This is a genomic window from Allomuricauda sp. CP2A (assembly GCF_001683915.1).
GTDB lineage: Bacteria > Bacteroidota > Bacteroidia > Flavobacteriales > Flavobacteriaceae > Flagellimonas.
Window position 1 is genome coordinate 1 of sequence record NZ_LXTT01000047.1, and the last position, 16,371, is coordinate 16,371.

At 43.5% G+C, this 16,371-nt stretch carries 13 protein-coding genes; 6 read left to right on the forward strand and 7 right to left on the reverse strand.

Annotation, left to right across the window (positions count from 1 at the left end; genetic code table 11):
- The first annotated feature begins 128 nt into the window (after positions 1-128).
- On the forward strand, positions 129-659 hold the full coding sequence (locus tag A7D14_RS06460) for a DUF2911 domain-containing protein (protein ID WP_067031692.1): 531 nt from the start codon (positions 129-131) through the stop codon (positions 657-659).
- An 88-nt stretch (positions 660-747) separates the two neighbouring features.
- Here A7D14_RS06460 and A7D14_RS06465 read toward each other — a convergent pair whose 3' ends face one another.
- The 4 genes from A7D14_RS06465 to A7D14_RS06480 all read right to left on the reverse strand — a co-directional run bounded on the left by A7D14_RS06465 (position 748) and on the right by A7D14_RS06480 (position 8,397).
- Positions 748-2,367 carry an amidohydrolase gene (locus A7D14_RS06465; RefSeq protein ID WP_067031694.1) on the reverse strand — a complete coding sequence of 540 codons (1,620 nt, stop codon included), beginning with the start codon at positions 2,365-2,367 and terminating at the stop codon, positions 748-750.
- Positions 2,368-2,414: 47 nt separating this feature from the next.
- Positions 2,415-3,380, reverse strand: a complete 966-nt coding sequence (locus A7D14_RS06470; protein WP_176712372.1) for an OmpA family protein — start codon at positions 3,378-3,380, stop codon at positions 2,415-2,417.
- A 228-nt stretch (positions 3,381-3,608) separates the two neighbouring features.
- A complete protein-coding gene (locus A7D14_RS06475) occupies positions 3,609-5,360 on the reverse strand; it encodes a TonB-dependent receptor (protein WP_067031699.1) in 1,752 nt (583 codons plus the stop codon).
- Positions 5,361-5,373: 13 nt separating this feature from the next.
- Complete coding sequence (locus A7D14_RS06480; protein WP_067031702.1) at positions 5,374-8,397, reverse strand: tetratricopeptide repeat protein; 3,024 nt, start codon at positions 8,395-8,397, stop codon at positions 5,374-5,376.
- A 333-nt stretch (positions 8,398-8,730) separates the two neighbouring features.
- Here A7D14_RS06480 and A7D14_RS06485 point away from each other — a divergent pair, with 333 nt between their 5' ends.
- The 4 genes from A7D14_RS06485 (at position 8,731) to ppgK (ending at position 12,046) form a co-directional block, all read left to right on the forward strand.
- On the forward strand, positions 8,731-9,276 hold the full coding sequence (locus A7D14_RS06485) for a LemA family protein (protein ID WP_067031704.1): 546 nt from the start codon (positions 8,731-8,733) through the stop codon (positions 9,274-9,276).
- Between the two features lie 12 nt (positions 9,277-9,288).
- Complete coding sequence (locus tag A7D14_RS06490) at positions 9,289-10,389, forward strand: DUF3137 domain-containing protein (RefSeq protein ID WP_067031707.1); 1,101 nt, start codon at positions 9,289-9,291, stop codon at positions 10,387-10,389.
- A gap of 94 nt (positions 10,390-10,483) precedes the next feature.
- On the forward strand, positions 10,484-11,167 hold the full coding sequence (locus tag A7D14_RS06495) for a cell division ATP-binding protein FtsE (protein WP_067031710.1): 684 nt from the start codon (positions 10,484-10,486) through the stop codon (positions 11,165-11,167).
- A gap of 117 nt (positions 11,168-11,284) precedes the next feature.
- Positions 11,285-12,046 carry a polyphosphate--glucose phosphotransferase gene (gene ppgK, locus A7D14_RS06500; RefSeq protein WP_067031712.1) on the forward strand — a complete coding sequence of 254 codons (762 nt, stop codon included), beginning with the start codon at positions 11,285-11,287 and terminating at the stop codon, positions 12,044-12,046.
- Between the two features lie 239 nt (positions 12,047-12,285).
- On the opposite strand, the gene typA is transcribed toward ppgK, so the two are convergent.
- From typA to A7D14_RS06515, 3 genes are all read right to left on the reverse strand, one after another.
- Complete coding sequence (gene typA / locus A7D14_RS06505; RefSeq protein WP_067031714.1) at positions 12,286-14,085, reverse strand: translational GTPase TypA; 1,800 nt, start codon at positions 14,083-14,085, stop codon at positions 12,286-12,288.
- A gap of 97 nt (positions 14,086-14,182) precedes the next feature.
- Positions 14,183-14,740, reverse strand: coding sequence for a hypothetical protein (locus A7D14_RS06510; protein ID WP_141673248.1), 558 nt, complete (start codon positions 14,738-14,740; stop codon positions 14,183-14,185).
- An 85-nt stretch (positions 14,741-14,825) separates the two neighbouring features.
- Positions 14,826-15,410, reverse strand: a complete 585-nt coding sequence (locus A7D14_RS06515; protein WP_067031720.1) for a hypothetical protein — start codon at positions 15,408-15,410, stop codon at positions 14,826-14,828.
- Between the two features lie 75 nt (positions 15,411-15,485).
- Here A7D14_RS06515 and kdsA point away from each other — a divergent pair, with 75 nt between their 5' ends.
- Entirely contained in the window at positions 15,486-16,304 is an 819-nt protein-coding gene (kdsA, locus tag A7D14_RS06520) for a 3-deoxy-8-phosphooctulonate synthase (protein ID WP_067031723.1), read from the forward strand.
- Positions 16,305-16,371: the final 67 nt, after the last annotated feature.

Here is a 16,371-nt window from a genome sequence, read left to right on the forward strand (position 1 = left end):
GATTGTAATTGAATTATGGAACTACGATATAAAATCGATCATTTTGTAAGGTTCTTAAATTTTAACGTCTTTTTATAAAAACACCATTTAATAACATCCTAGTTTTGGAAACAACTAAAATCGCAATCATGAAAAATGTATTCTTATTTACTTTTTTAACCTTGGCTTTGGTCTTCACTACTGAAGCTACCGCCCAGAAATTCAGCGGGTTGGACAAAAGCCCTGCGGATATTGCCTATTACCCTTCAAGTTCAAGGGAAATGGACAAGGCTGCGCGAATTATTTATAGCCGTCCACAATTAAAAGGTCGTAGTTTGGATGAACTGGCCCCAAAAGGAAAAGTTTGGAGAACCGGAGCCAATGAGGCCACTGAAATTACCTTTTACAAGGATGCCACTGTGGGAGGCACTGCGATCAAGGCAGGAACATATTCTTTGTTTACCATCCCTGGTGATGATGAATGGACCGTTATCTTGAACAGCAACTTGCACCAGTGGGGCGCGTATTCCTATGACAGTGCTGCTGATGTGGCCAGGGTAACAGCCAAAGCCAGCACCGATGGTGAGGAATTGGAGGCTTTTTCCATTGCCTTTGATGACAACGGTGATATGGTCATGGGATGGGGCACCACAAGAGCTACCTTGCCGATGAGCTTCTAAAAAGTAAATGTCACATCGAGCGTAGTTGAAATGAATTTCCTTAAAGCGTTCTCGACTGCGCTCGAACTGACATCTTGCTTCTTTAAATCTATTTTACAGAAACGCCCCCCACAAAAACTTGTTCCGCTTTTACGTCTGGAACATTGTCTATGGGCATGGCCATGATGTCATCGCTCAAAATGACGAAATCCGCTAATTTTCCAGGTTCGATACTCCCTTTTTCGTCTTCTTCAAAATTGGAATAGGCTGCCCAAATGGTCATTCCTTTTAAGGTTTCCTCTCTGGATAAGGCATTCTCCATTTGATAGCCACCCTCAGGATAGTTTTCCAAATCTTGTCGTGCAACAGCGGCATAAAAAGTCAAGAATGGACTTACCTGTTCCACTGGAAAATCGGTGCCCAACGCAACAAGGCCGGCTTTGTCCAACAACTTTTTATAGGCATAGGCTCCCTTGACGCGTTCTGCTCCCAAACGGTCTTCGGCCCAATACATATCGCTGGTAGCATGGGTAGGTTGAATCGAGGGGATAATCCCATTTTCAAAATAATCAAAGTCCGATTGTGAAATGACTTGTGCATGTTCCACCTTCCAACGGCGGTCTTCTTTGCCCTCCAAAGCTTTTTGATAGGCCCGCAATACCACAATATTGGCAGAATCGCCAATGGCATGAGTGTTCATTTGATACTCCGAAGCTGCTATCCGTTCGGCCAAAGCCCCAATCTGGTCAACGGGAGTTACCATGGCACCATAATGCCCGGGCTGATCGGAATACGGTGCTTTCAATGCAGCCCCACGGGAACCCAAGGCACCATCACCATATACTTTTACGGAACGTACATTCAGTTGGTCTGTTTTGATGATTCCGGTATTGAGAAAGTGATCCAAATTATCAGGGGAATTGCTCACCATGGCATACACACGGATGGCCATTTCATCTGCTTGTTGCAAGCTATCAATCAGTTCGATGGTGGATCTTCCCAAACCGGCATCGTTTACCGTGGTCAATCCATAATCCAAACACAGTTTTTCTGCATCTTTTAAAGCCTGAATCTGATTTTCGCGACTGGGCTGAGGTATAATGGCATTGATCATTCCCATGGGGTTATCCACCAAAACGCCGGTTAATTTCCCATCTTTTTTTACGATTTCACCCCCATCCATTTTTGTATCAGCAGTGATTCCGGCCAAATCCAATGCCTTTTGGTTTACAATGTAAGCGTGCCCATCAATACGCTCCAAGGCAACGGGAGTATCTGGAAAGAGTTCATCCAACTTGTCCTTGGTGGGGAATTCCTTGATCTCCCAATCATTTTGGTCCCAACCCCGGCCCATAATAAAGCTTGAAGGGCGTTCCCTTTGAAATTCATCCACTTTCTTTACAATCTCATCAAAACTGCTGGTTCCGACCAAATCAACCACCTGTTGGTTCAGTCCCAGACCGTAAAAATGACAGTGGGCATCAATCAAGCCGGGTACAATGGTCTTGCCTTCGGCATCCAATTCTTCCTTGGCGGTGTACTTTTTATAAATGTCCGCGGTTTCGGACACTGCGACAAATTTTCCATCCTTTATAGCCACACAAGAGGTCTTGGAAAAATCATCATCCACAGTGTAGATGTTGGCATTATAAACGATAAGGTCCACATCTTCCTTGGACGTACAGGCAAAAAAGACCACAGCGGAACAAAAGAGAAGCAACTTTTTCATGGAGAGCTGGTTTCTCCAAAAATAGAAAATGCTAGTGAATGGACAACCTATTGATCCACAAACTCGGTCATTACAAATTCCACCCTGCGGTTTTTTCGTCGGGCTTGATCGGTTTGGGCACTATCCAAGGGCACATTATCCCCATATCCTTTTGAAGTGATGCGGTTTTTCTCCAGTCCCAATTCCATAAGATATTTGGCAACGGTGTCGGCCCTTTCCCGAGAAAGCACATCGTTGTACTCATCTGAACCTAAATCATCGGTATGCCCGCTGATGGAAACCTTTAAATTGGGATTTTTTATCAGGTAATCAAAAACATCCTTTAGGCTCTGCTTGGCCTTGGGCTGTAAATCAAATCGGTCAAAATTAAAATTGACGTGATCCAATACATACACTTCGTTGGGCTTGTACTCCGGCCCCAAATAGGTCAGGGAAATGTCATCAATATAATAATAGGAATAGCCTTCTGCCCGGGGAGATGGATTCTTGAAATCCATGTAGTGCGTTCCGGCATTGCTCATAAAATTGCCCAGGATCAAATGGTTTTCAAACCCTTTGGCCACAATGTCCAAACTCAATTGCATCCATTTTTCCTTGTTGTCATAAAACCCCTCCGCAGAAAATTGTTTCATGTGTGTGGTCTGAATGCTCTGTGAAGTCAATGCCGCGTGGGAGAGCTGTCTTTTGGTATGGATGGACAATGGTTTTTCCGAAAGCACGGCTCCAATATCCATAACGGCGCCATCAGATTTTTCAGCTAGGCTCAAAGAAAGTTTTAATCTGTACCTATGCCCCTTTTCCAAGGTCTCTGTCAAAGGCACTTGTATGTATTCCCGATAATCATTTGGAGCAAATAAGTAAAGTCCGGCGTAGGCGGTTCCCTCGAAAGGTGCCTGTTTTCCCTTAAAGTTCATGGGGATTCCCAACTTGGTCCTACTGCATTCGTTGAAGTAGTCCGTGGTCCCTAAACTTGGGGCACTCCAATGCTTGGCATCTTTGTTTAGGTTACTCATTTTTACCGGGCATTGAAGGTAATCCTCAAACCCTCCATTCTGGACCAAATTTTGGGATTGAAGATTCGCACAAAACAATGTGACCACCAAGCTGGGCACTATGTAAAAGAAACGCAACAACATGATTTCCAATCAGTTTGGAACTACCAATACGAATTGGAAAAAACATACTGGCAGGGGGATTAAAACGTCCTTTTTAACATTTTATTGTGTATTCCCCTACAGGATTTAGAAGTCAAATTTATAAGAAACCCCAGCTAGAGCCTGGAAACCCTGCACCCTAAAATTGGCCCAACGTTGATAATCGCTATTGGCGATATTGGATGCTTTTACAAAAATAGAGAGTTGTTCATTAAAGTGATACCCCACATGGGCATTGGCATCAAAATAGCCGTCCAACGTAACAATGGCTGCCGGAAACTCAGATGGTGTGGCATTTTCCTCGGCCACGGCCAACAAATCATCACGTTCGCCCACATAAAAGAGATTGGCTCCCAAATACCATTGGTCATTTATTTGATAATCCATAAACACGGAACCTTTTATGGAAGGCAGGTTCCAGGCCGGGTTATCGGTTTCCGTATCATAATCGTAGAATTCGGCGTTGACCCCAAGTGAAAAGTTCCGGTTGACATCCACATTGAGTTCACCAAAAATGCCCAAGGTCTTTACATCGTCATAAAACACCTGAAAGGAATTTCCATAATAATAGCTGCTTTCATCATCCCGAAAGAGGTTTTCTGGATTCAAAAGGAACAAGGGCTTTCGGTTTTCCGCGGTGTATGAACCTTTGATGTTGTACCCCACATTGGAAAGTAGCTGTCCTTTCAGTCCCACATAGCCCACATACTGCTGGTCTGTTGGCAATATGTTCAAGGTTGGTGATACGTATGGGTTTTCATCCACAAAACCATGATAGGAATTTTGTTTCAAATCCCCTTCAATGCCGCCGTAGGCGATGACATTTTCATCCAATAATCGGTAGGATGCCGTTACGGCAGGATAGATATAAAAGTTGCTGTCGCTATTCTCCGTATCCATTCCATAGACAAAATTGGCACCAAGGTTCACGGTCAAATCATCACGAAGAATCAACAAACTGGGGTTCACCCCAGCCTGAAAATGGCTGTAATTGATCTCACCCGTGTTAACCGTATTGTTGAGCGAGGCATTTTTAAAATTTCCCCCCACATAATCCAACTTTGCACCAATCGTAATCAATTCCTCGGTTATGGGCAGTTCTATAGTGGGGTTCACCACTACCCTATTCTCACCAGATTCTGTGGCATCCCAAAACCGGCGCAACAAAATGTTCCCTTTTTTAAAGAAAGAATCCTCCATGTTCAGATGGGCCTTGGCCTCTGCATTGAAATAATTTTGCTGTTCATCCATGTCGGCTACCGTAGTTTCAGCAAATTCACCGTTTTCAATGCCGTACCAATTGTACAGCTGATGTTGAAGTCCAAGACTGGCGCCCCAATCCATGTAGCGGTCCTTTTTGGCATAGGATGCATCGAGTTTTGTGTTGTAGAATTCGGTATCCAACGGAGTTGAATCCATATCGCCCCTTGACGAATGGTGCGTCAGGCCAAAATCCAATAAATCCTCGCCCCGATTAAACTCGCGACTGGTATAAAAATCCACCAAGGCATTGTTGTAATTGCCCAGCCCAACCGATGCATACGAATTGTACAAGGTGGGCGGCGGGGTCTTCTCCACCCCTGATGCTTTTCCTTTGGCGGGCGTAAAGGTTGACGCCACGGGAACGGAAAATATACTATAGTCGATATCCTTTTTTTGAAGCACAATGGAGTCATTGAGGTTGGGCGTCGATTTAATCTTAAAGGCATCCGAAACGGTGGGGGAATACGGTTTTACCACCGTTACCGTTTCAGTACCAATGTTGTCGGTTTCCTGTGCCACAAGGGCTCCGCAAAGGCTCAAAAAAAGTGTTGAAAATATATAGGTTCTCTTTTGCATGCTGTGTCTCGATTTAGTTTCCGTCTGGGTTCACCGATGAATTGCTTTCCGCCTCTTTGGCCTTGATCCGTGCCAGTTCTCCTTCTGCTTCGGTAACAATTTCATCAAATTCGGAAAAGTTGGAAATCACGCTTTCCAAAATATAGGTGGCCTGGAACGCATCCCCCAAATTGTAGAAGTTCTTCGCCATAATCACCAATCCTTTTCCACCCCACTCCTTGTAGGCCGAATAATCCTTCGCCAATTTTTGGACGGATTCGTTGGAAACCTCATACGCCCCATCTTGATTTTTAAAATAGCCATCATAGTACCATGCTTCGGCTGCCAGTTCTCCTGTGGCAATCTTTTTCACATCCTGATAGGCTGTTTTGGCCAAGGCTTCATTATTTGTAGCGATGGCCGAACGGGCGATCATAATCTGGGCATCACTCTTGATACGGTCATCAATTTTTGGTGCCTTCAACACCTTTTCGGCATAAGCGATGGTCTGACTATACTCTTTTTGCCCGTAATACCCTTTCATTAGGTTGGATTGTGCAAAAGTGCGGTTCTCCGAAATATCCGCAGTGCTTTCCAACTTTTTCAAATACGGAATGGCACTTTGGTAATCTTGTTTTTCCACATAGATTTCGCAAACACGTGTCAACGCCTGTTCGGTGTACTCTCCATTACCGCCATTGGCCACAGTTTGGTATTTGGGCAAAGCCTTTTCCTTCTCCCCTTTTGAAAAATAAAGTTGAGCGAGGGAAAAATTGGCATTTTGGGCATGCAAGCCATTGGGGAATTCCTTAAGATAATCCTCGTAGCCCTTAATGGCAGCTTCTGTTTTTCCTTCCACATATTTTCGGTCTGCGGATTCAAAACTGGCATTGTCCAGTTCGGTATCGGTGACCTCAACAAAATCCAGGTTACGGGCCCAAGCGGCATATTCGCTTACCCGACCCTCATCCACGTACACCAATTTGGCTGTGGCAACAGCTTGTTTGGCCTCTTGGGTGTTGGAGTATTTTTGTACCACCAACTTTAATTTGTCCAAGGCTTCGCTATTTCGGCTCGCATTGTAATGTACCAACCCTTGCCGCAACATTCCCCGTGGGGCAAACTTGCTTGTTGGGTACTCCTCTATCAAACGATCATAAGTTTGTAACCCTCTTGCTTCTTGGTTTCCTGTAACGTATGAATTTCCCAACTCAAAAAGGGCATCATCACGTAGTGATGAGGTGGGATACATGGTCAAGAACTCGTTTAAACCATCAATTTTGGCGGAACTATTGCCCAAAAATCCATTGCACAATGTTTTTTGAAAAGCGGCATAATCCCGCTCCGGACCGTTCATCTTGGATGACTCGTCATAGGCCCGCATGGCCAGTTGATATTTGCTGGTCACAAAATAGCTGTCGCCCAACCGCAAATAGCCATCATTCTTCCGCTGGTCATCCAAAGCAGTGGAATTGACCACATTTTTAAAATACGCAATGGCGTTGTTGTAGTCCTTCAACTTAAAATAGCAATACCCCAGATTGTAGTCCAGCTCCTGATATTCTTGCATAGATCGGGCCGCTGGAAGTTTTTGGAACTGCACAAAATCCAGCAAGGCTTCTTCAAATCGGTTCAATCTATATTCCGCTTCCGCCTTCCAATAAAGTGTTCGGGCCTCAAAAGCTTTGTTTTCCGCACTTTTCAACGATTTGGAGAAGCGTCCCACCGCTGCTTCGTAATCGCCATCCATAAAAAGTTCAATCCCTCGGTAATAGGCCACTTTTTGATAGGTTTCCTTGCTGGCGTAGTTTTTATTTTCCTCCAAAAGGGTCATAGCACCCTCAAAATTCTTGGAGGTGATATAGGAATCCACCAAAAGTTCCTGAATCTCCAATTGGTGCTTATCCTTTGGATATTTTTCAAGATACGAGGTCAAAACCTGCGGAACGGGCTCGTAGGCATTTCCAATCTCATAGCTCAATCGGGCATAGTTCAACCAGGCATCTTTTTGGATTTCGGGACTGAAATCCATCTGCGAAGCATTTCGAAACGCATTGAGCGCCTCCGATTTTTTGTCCAACTTTAAATAGCACTCCGCCAAATGGTAATAGGCATTCTGTGAAACGCTGTTGGTCCCCCCAATGATCTTATTGAATTGTTGAATAGCCGCTTGGTAATCGCCTTGCTTGTAATGGCTGTAGCCCAGCAAGTAATAATCCGTGTTGTTCATTTTGCCACGTTTGCCCCTGTATTTTTCCAAATAGGGAATGGCCTCACTGTATTGTTCTAGGTTGAAATAGCTCTCGCCAATAATTTTATTGAGTTCGGATTGTTCGTTGCGGTCCGATTTTGACATTTGCTTTTCCGCCATGGCAATGGCCTCCTCAAAATTGCCCAGCTTAAAATTAAGGTCGGCTTGATAATAGGAAAGTTTTTCGTTGAGCAGTGCTGGGTCGGTAATCTGGTCGAACCGGGCACTGGCTTGGTCATAATCGTCCTGTTCGTAAGCGATGTACCCCAAATAATACTTGGCTTGGGAGCCATATTTTTGTGATGTGCTCACTTTGTTCAAATACTGTTCCGCTTCCTTGGGTCGTTTGGAAGCGTACAGTGCATACCCATTGTTAAAGTTAAACCGCTGCTGATCGGAATAGGACATGGCAGACTCATCCACCTTTTTGTACCATTTTAGGGCGTAGGGGTATTTCCCGGTCTCAAAATAGTAATCGGCCACATCCAAAAAAGCGGAATTTCGCTTGGTGGAAGTGGGATAACGGTCCACAAAATCCTCCATCATCTTATCGGCACCGCGTTGGTTCAACCGAATGGCGGCATTGGCAGCATAATAGGCACTGTTGGCCTCGGTCTCGTAATCGGTTGTAGAGGATTTTACCTTTTCAAAAATGTTCTGGGCCGCTTGGTACTGTTCGTTGTTGTACAAGGCCAGGGCATCTTGGTACGCTTTATTTTCGTGGGTATATATTTTGGTTTCCTGGGCGGAGACCATAAAAAAAGTTCCCAAAGCAATGGGAAATAGAAGGAGGTTTTTTCGATTCATAGTGTTCTACGCTGTTCTCGACTGACTTTTACAATAACGCTAAAATTAAGATGAAAGTATGTTTACTTGCTTTAATATCTAATTTTTAATGGTCACTTCTGGTAGTATTTCCAATAATTGTTACATTTATCACGAAAGCTCGATTACCTCTAGAGCTTTATAGCCATCAAAAATAACAATGTCGTTGGGATGATATCCTTATTTAAGGAATCATTGGCTTTTTTGATTGCATTATTCCACAACCTCACCGTACCGTTTTTTAGGCAATGACCTCCTCTTCCTTTGAACTGGCACAGCATTTATTATTGAATAGTAATTCCAAATCATAAAACCATGACCTATCCCCTAATCATTTTCGGAGGCTTTCTGCTTCTAATTATTTTTTTGTTCAACAATCTGATAGCCAAAAAGAACAAGACAAAAGAAGCCTACAGCAGCATTGATGTAATGCTTAAAAAAAGAACGGATTTAATCCCACGACTCGTCAGCACGGTCAAGGGATATATGAACCATGAAAGGGATACCCTGACTGAAATCACCCAACTGCGGGAAAAAATAATGAACGAAAATCCAGAGGCCAATGACCGTTTTCATTTGGAAAGTCAATTGGGGATGATGCTGGGAAAACTACAGGTAAGGGCCGAGGCCTATCCCGATCTAAAGGCCAGTGAAAACTTTCTTCAATTGCAGACCGCCCTCAACGAAGTGGAAGAACAACTCTCCGCAGCCCGAAGGGCCTATAATGCCGCTGTGAACTCGTTCAACAACGCCTTTGAAATGTTTCCTTCCAATATTATGGCCAATATAATGGGGTATTCCCGCAAAACATTGTTCACTATTGAGGCGGAGGAAAAGAAAGTACCGGAAGTTTCCTTTTGATAGAGTTTTACTATGAACGACTTCAATGAAATCAAACAAGGGCTTTTGCCGCAATTGGTGCAAGCCGAAAAATTGAGAAAAAAATATCGTTTCTACAAAGTAATTTCTTATCTGGGTCTGGCCATGATGATAATAGGGCCCATACTAATATCCTTGATGCCCGGTCTAATCAATATGGGCAAATGGTCATCCAAAATCCATCAAAATGGTTCGGGGTTCTCTTTTCAAGCCATCATCATTGTGTGTTGGATATTGCTTTGTGCTCTTTTTATCATTTTTAATAGACAGAAGGCCAACTACCAAAAAATCGGGAGAGAAATCATAAAACGTATTTTCAGGACAATAGCACCCAACTTTTCATATGACGAGATGAAGCAAATTACCTCTGAAGAAATAACCGAGAGCCAATTGATGCCTACATATTCCCAATTGCCGCAGTATAAAAACAAATACCAAAACGCATACAATTCAGGTATGGGTGCTGCCTTTGGTAAAATCGGTGACACCAATGTGACCCTTGGTGATGTAAAGATCATCAACCAAAGTTTTTTGGGCTCTTTTTACATGTACATTCCACTATTGCCACATTTTTATGTTGCATACAACTATATTCGACCTTGGTTCTCCAAAAACCACTCTGTTGATAATGCGGCCTACAGTTTTTCAGGGATATTGGCCATAGTGGATTTCAACAAAAAATTTAATGGCACCACCGTGGTCCTTCCAGATCAGTTTGAAAAAAGAATAGGGTATCTAGCGAAGACCATCCAATCATTGAACTTTAGCAGGGATGAACCTGTCAACCTAGAAAATCCTGATTTTGAGAACGAATTTGTGGTCTACAGTACCGATCAGGTAGAGGCGCGTTATATTCTTTCCATGTCCTTTATGGAACGGATTTTGGCCCTAAAACAAACAATGGACAAGCCCTTGATGCTTTCATTTAAAAATGACAAACTGCACATAGCAGTACAGCGCCCCTACGGATTTTTTAGCCTACCGGATAACAAAAATCTTATCACCTCCAATGCACTTGAAGAACTCTATGCGGACATTTCCGCAGCCATTGGCATGGTGGAAGACCTTAATTTGAACACCAAAATTTGGGGATGATCCAGTTTTGCATTTTAACGAAAAATAGACTTCTCATTGAATTATGACAAGGATTCGGTATTTTCAAATACTTTTGTAATCATATAAGAATACTATGCCCGAGACCATTGTAAAATTACAGGATGTTGCCGTATTTCAAAATGAGAACCTTGTTCTTAAGGATGTGAACCTGGAAGTGAAGAAGGGAGAATTTGTATACGTGATCGGAAAGACCGGTAGCGGGAAAAGTAGTCTTATGAAAACCCTCTATGCCGATATTCCCCTAAAACAGGGGGATGCCTCTGTAGTCGATTTTGATTTGAAAAAACTCCAAGAAAAGGACATTCCCTATTTACGAAGGAAACTGGGCATCGTCTTCCAGGATTTTAAATTACTGCCAGACCGAAACGTCAACAACAATCTCCGGTTTGTGCTCAAGGCCACTGGATGGACCGATGATTCCAAAATGAATTCCAAAATAGAGGAAGTATTGACCAAGGTAGGCATGAAAACCAAAGGTTTTAAATTTCCGCACGAGCTTTCGGGCGGGGAACAACAACGAATTGCCATTGCGCGTGCCCTACTGAACGACCCCGAGCTTATCCTTGCCGATGAGCCGACTGGGAATCTTGACCCCCAAACGAGCGTGGAGGTAATGAAAGTATTGCAGGACATTAACCAAAATGGACGTACCATTGTTATGGCCACGCACGATTATGCCCTTATCCTAAAATATCCGCACAAAACCCTCAAATGTGACGACAGCAAGGTATTTGAGGTCATTCAAAAAGCGATGTAGGACAAAGGTGCCCCTTTACCTTTCACCCATCACCATTTAAATTGAATGATTTACGTCACATATCTGTGATCCGCAAAAGTTTTTGTTTCTTTGTCTAAACAAATTTTTCTTCCTTGTATGGATATTCTTGGAATTGACATTGGCGGATCGGGCATAAAAGGTGCCTTGGTCAACGCTGAAACTGGTGAAATGCTCACGGAACGCTTTCGAATCCCAACCCCAAAATCAAGAAAACCTGATGAAATGGCCCAAGTGGTCGCCCAAATTGTGGAACACTTTAACTACAAAGGTCCAGTGGGTTGCGGCTTTCCTTCCATTGTAAAAAATGGGGTCTGCCTTTCACCCGGAAACCTTCATCCCAGTTGGGTAGGTGTCAATGTGGATGAACTCTTTACGGAAGTCACAGGGCAAGAGTTTACCGTATTGAATGATGCAGATGCTGCGGGTTATGCCTCCATGAACTATGGTGCCGGAAAGGGAAAGGACGGACTGGTCATAATGATCACCATTGGAACCGGATTGGGCAGTGGCGCTTTTTTTAACGGCGTGCTTCTTCCCAATTTTGAACTAGGACAAATTCCCTATAAAAAGTACAAGAAAATTGAAAAATGGGCTGCTGCATCGGCCAAGGAACGTGAAGACCTCAGCTACAAAAAATGGGGCAAACGGTTCAACAAATTCCTAAAGTTGGTGGAACTTATCGTTTCCCCGGATTTGATCATCATCGGTGGGGGCACTTCAAAGGATTGGGAAGAATTCAGTCACCATATCGACATTGAAACCCATGTGATCAAAGCCGAATTGATGAACCATGCCGGAATCATAGGTGCAGCTGTAGCCTGTCTGCGCGAACAACACCATGGACACCTAAGTTCTTAGGACATAAAAAACAAGTTCAAGTTTCAAACTCAAATTCAAGTTCAAAGTTCGAAGGATGAAGCACGAAATTCCTTAAATCAAAATTTGTAAACATTCGTGGAATTCGTGTCAAGTTCAAGAGCAAGGAAATCTACATCTAGTAAAACTTAGGCAATACTGGTCAGTTCGAGCGCCTGACGGGCAGGCAGTCGAGAACCAATCGAGAGATTTTTCGCTAAGCCCAAAATGACACTGACTCCTTAGTCAATCTTGTTTCTTTTCCGATCCACTTCCTTAAGGTAAATCTTACGAAGTCGAATATGATTCGGTGTTACCTCCACGTACTCATCCTTTTGGATGTATTCCAGAGCTTCTTCCAACGAAAATTTGATGGCAGGTACAATTTTGGCCTTTTCATCAGCACCAGAAGAGCGCACATTGGACAGTTTTTTGGTCTTGGTGACGTTCACCGTCATATCATCCCCACGGGAATTTTCTCCAATGACCTGTCCTTCATAAATATTCTCTCCCGGATCAATAAAAAATTTGCCGCGTTCTTGCAATTTGTCAATGGAATACGGAATAGCGGTTCCATTTTCCATGGAAACCAAAGAACCGTTCTGTCGTTGGGCGATTTCCCCTTTTAAGGGTTGATATTCCAAAAATCGATGTGACATGATGGCTTCGCCAGCCGTTGCTGTCAACAATTGGTTTCGTAATCCGATGATGCCCCGGGATGGGATGATAAATTCACAGATCATTCGGGAACCTTTGGCCTCCATACTGGTCATCTCCCCTTTCCGGATGGATACCATTTCTACGGCCTTGCCTGAAACTTCCTCAGGCAAATCAATGGTCAATGACTCAACAGGCTCGCATTTTACGCCATCAATCTCCTTAATGATCACTTGGGGCTGACCTATTTGAAGTTCGTATCCCTCACGTCGCATGGTCTCGATCAAAACGGAAAGATGCAACACCCCACGGCCAAAAACCATGAATTTATCGGCACTGTTGGTCTCATTTACCCGGAGGGCCAAGTTCTTTTCCAATTCTTTCTCCAAACGCTCTTTGATGTGCCTTGAGGTCACAAACTTGCCATCCTTTCCAAAAAACGGGCTATCGTTAATGGTGAACAACATGCTCATGGTGGGCTCATCAATGGCGATGGTCTTTAGTTTTTCCGGATTTTCAAAATCAGCAACGGTATCACCAATCTCAAAGCCTTCCACACCCACAATGGCGCAGATATCGCCAGCTGTGACTTCCTGTACTTTTATTCGACCCAATCCTTCAAAAGTGTACAGCTCCTTAATTCGAGATTTTACCACCCTACCATCTCTTTTCACCAAGGAAATTTGCTGCCCTTCCTTAAGTGTTCCGCGTTGCAAACGACCAATGGCAATTCGACCTGTGAAGGAAGAAAAGTCCAAAGAGGTGATCAACATTTGGGTGGAACCTTGTTCTGGTTTAAACTCAGGAACATGTTCCAGAACCATATCCAAAAGTGGCTCAATATTATCTGTAGGTTTTTGCCAATCCTCGCTCATCCAATTCTGTTTGGCAGAGCCATATACAGTTGGAAAATCGAGCTGCCATTCTTCAGCACCCAGTTCAAACATCAAATCAAATACTTTTTCGTGGACTTCTTCGGGAGTACAATTTTCTTTATCCACTTTGTTGATGACCACACAGGGTTTCAATCCCAAGTCGATGGCTTTTTGCAACACAAAACGGGTCTGCGGCATGGGGCCTTCAAAAGCATCCACAAGCAACAACACCCCATCGGCCATGTTGAGAACACGCTCTACTTCTCCTCCAAAATCGGCGTGCCCAGGGGTATCAATAATGTTTATTTTGGTGTCTTTGTAGACTACCGAAACGTTCTTGGAAACGATGGTAATTCCGCGTTCCCGCTCCAAATCGTTGTTGTCCAAAATTAAATCGCCTTTATTCTCATTATCGCGGAACAACTGGCAATGGTACATGATTTTATCAACCAAAGTGGTCTTACCGTGGTCTACGTGCGCTATGATGGCAATGTTCTTAATCTTGGACATAAGCTAATTTTTAAGCCCGCAAAGATACTGCTATTTTCTTCTCGCACACACAAGGAAATGTTATTTTTATCTTATTGATTTTGAGGGGTTTCAAAACCTACAGACCCACGCACCATCTTTTTTCACTGATGATCCAGCCCAAACTGATGTTCACCACGGGAAGAATGGCTCCTTTGAACGGGCCAACGTAGTATCCGGCACCGGCATCTATGGAAAAGCTCAAACCCGAATTATAACTGCGCTGAATACCATAGACCAGTCCACCATACCCATGCACGCCTTCCACCAAATTACCATCCACCACCCGATCTCCGGGTGAAAATAGGGCTGCCGATGGAGCAATATAATTGCCAGAATTCCCATAAATAGATCGTCTTCGGTGGTATCTGCCATTAAAATTGTGGTAGTATCGGTATTGGGCCGTAATGGCGGGGAAGAAATCCAAATTGTCATAAGGTTCTGGGCTAGCTGGCTCCAAAGCCGCTTGCCAAGCCACTCGAACATCTAATGTGCTGTTCACCCCCACCCCCATTTCATATTCAAAACCGGGATTGAACACATTGAGTTTCATTTGGCGAATCTCACAGTTTTTACCATACTGGGCATTCATGCCAAGGCAACAAAACAATAAACCAATGAGAATGTAACGATGCATTGTAGGTTAATTTGGTACTAGTATAACATATAGATCATCAAAATAGTATCTGCAAAAGAATATATCTTTGATAAAGGGAAATGTTTTAATCGAACACTGGTTCTCTTGATTTTCGCTTGGTGGCCACCCATCCGAAGGTAAAATGGATCAACGGGCCATAACCATCGGGAACACCATCGCCTTTATAAAGTCCCGCACCGAGTTCCGCATTAAAATTAAAACCACTTTTATAGGTTCGTTGGATCCCATAGACCATACCATAAAAACCCAGGTTGAAATCCTTTGGGCCATCGATATTGGTCGATACCCGCAACTGGGAAAAGAAAATGGCCTGTGCCGCGGCAATATAATTGCCGGAATTTCCAGAAACATTCTTGTCATTATCGATACGTCTCTGAAAATTATGGTAGTACCGGTATCTGTTGTTCATGGTCAGGCCGAAGGCATAGCCCTCTTCATAAGTTGCGGTTGCCAGTCCCAATCCTGTTGAGATACTTTGGTTACGGAACAATCCCAATTCGTAACTGAATCCAGGGCTGAGCAGATCGAACCTGACTTGGTGGCGTTCCAGATTGACCAGATCAAAGGTTTTGCCCTTTTCATGAAATTGTGAAAAGACGGAAAAACAACTTAAAACCATAAAGGGAATAAGGAGTAGTTTTTGGGTCATAATGGATGATTTTGATTGTGATAAAACTAAAAAGGTTACCAAGCTTATGTAGTATATTTGTGCAAACTTTAAGAAATGGATCTTTCCAAGATACCCCAGATAAAACATACAAACAGCAACAATTTCTTCTTACTGGCCGGTCCCTGTGCCATAGAAGGTGAGGAAATGGCACTCCGGATTGCGGAAAAAGTAGTGTCCATTACAGATAAACTCCAGATTCCGTATGTATTTAAGGGGAGTTTTAAAAAGGCCAACCGTAGCCGTATTGACTCTTTTACGGGAATTGGGGACGAAAAGGCACTAAAAATTTTGAGAAAGGTTTCCGAGACGTTCAAAGTTCCAACCGTAACGGATATCCATGAAATTTCTGATGCCACAATGGCCGCAGAATATGTGGATGTACTCCAAATCCCAGCTTTTTTGGTCCGCCAGACCGATTTGGTGGTTGCCGCTGCCGAAACCGGAAAAGTCGTCAACCTGAAGAAGGGGCAATTTATGAGCCCAGAGAGCATGAAACATGCCGTGGCCAAAGTAACCGATACCGGAAACGAACAAGTCATTATCACAGACCGTGGCACCATGTTCGGCTATCAAGATATGATTGTGGATTTCCGTGGTATTCCCACCATGAAGCAATATGCCCCTGTGGTTCTGGACGTTACGCATTCTTTACAACAACCCAATCAATCTTCTGGGGTTACGGGTGGAAGACCCGCGCTAATCGGGACCATGTCACGCGCAGGAATTGCTGCCGGCGTTGACGGTCTTTTTATGGAAACCCATTTTGATCCTGCCAATGCCAAAAGTGATGGCGCCAATATGCTGGATTTAAGTTTATTGGAAAAATTATTGACCGATCTAACGGCCATTAGAAAGACCGTTAATTCGCTCTAACCCTACTTCATTTGTTAAAATTTACACAGTAAATTACTGTTTTTCAGTAAGATAATAAATTTTATTA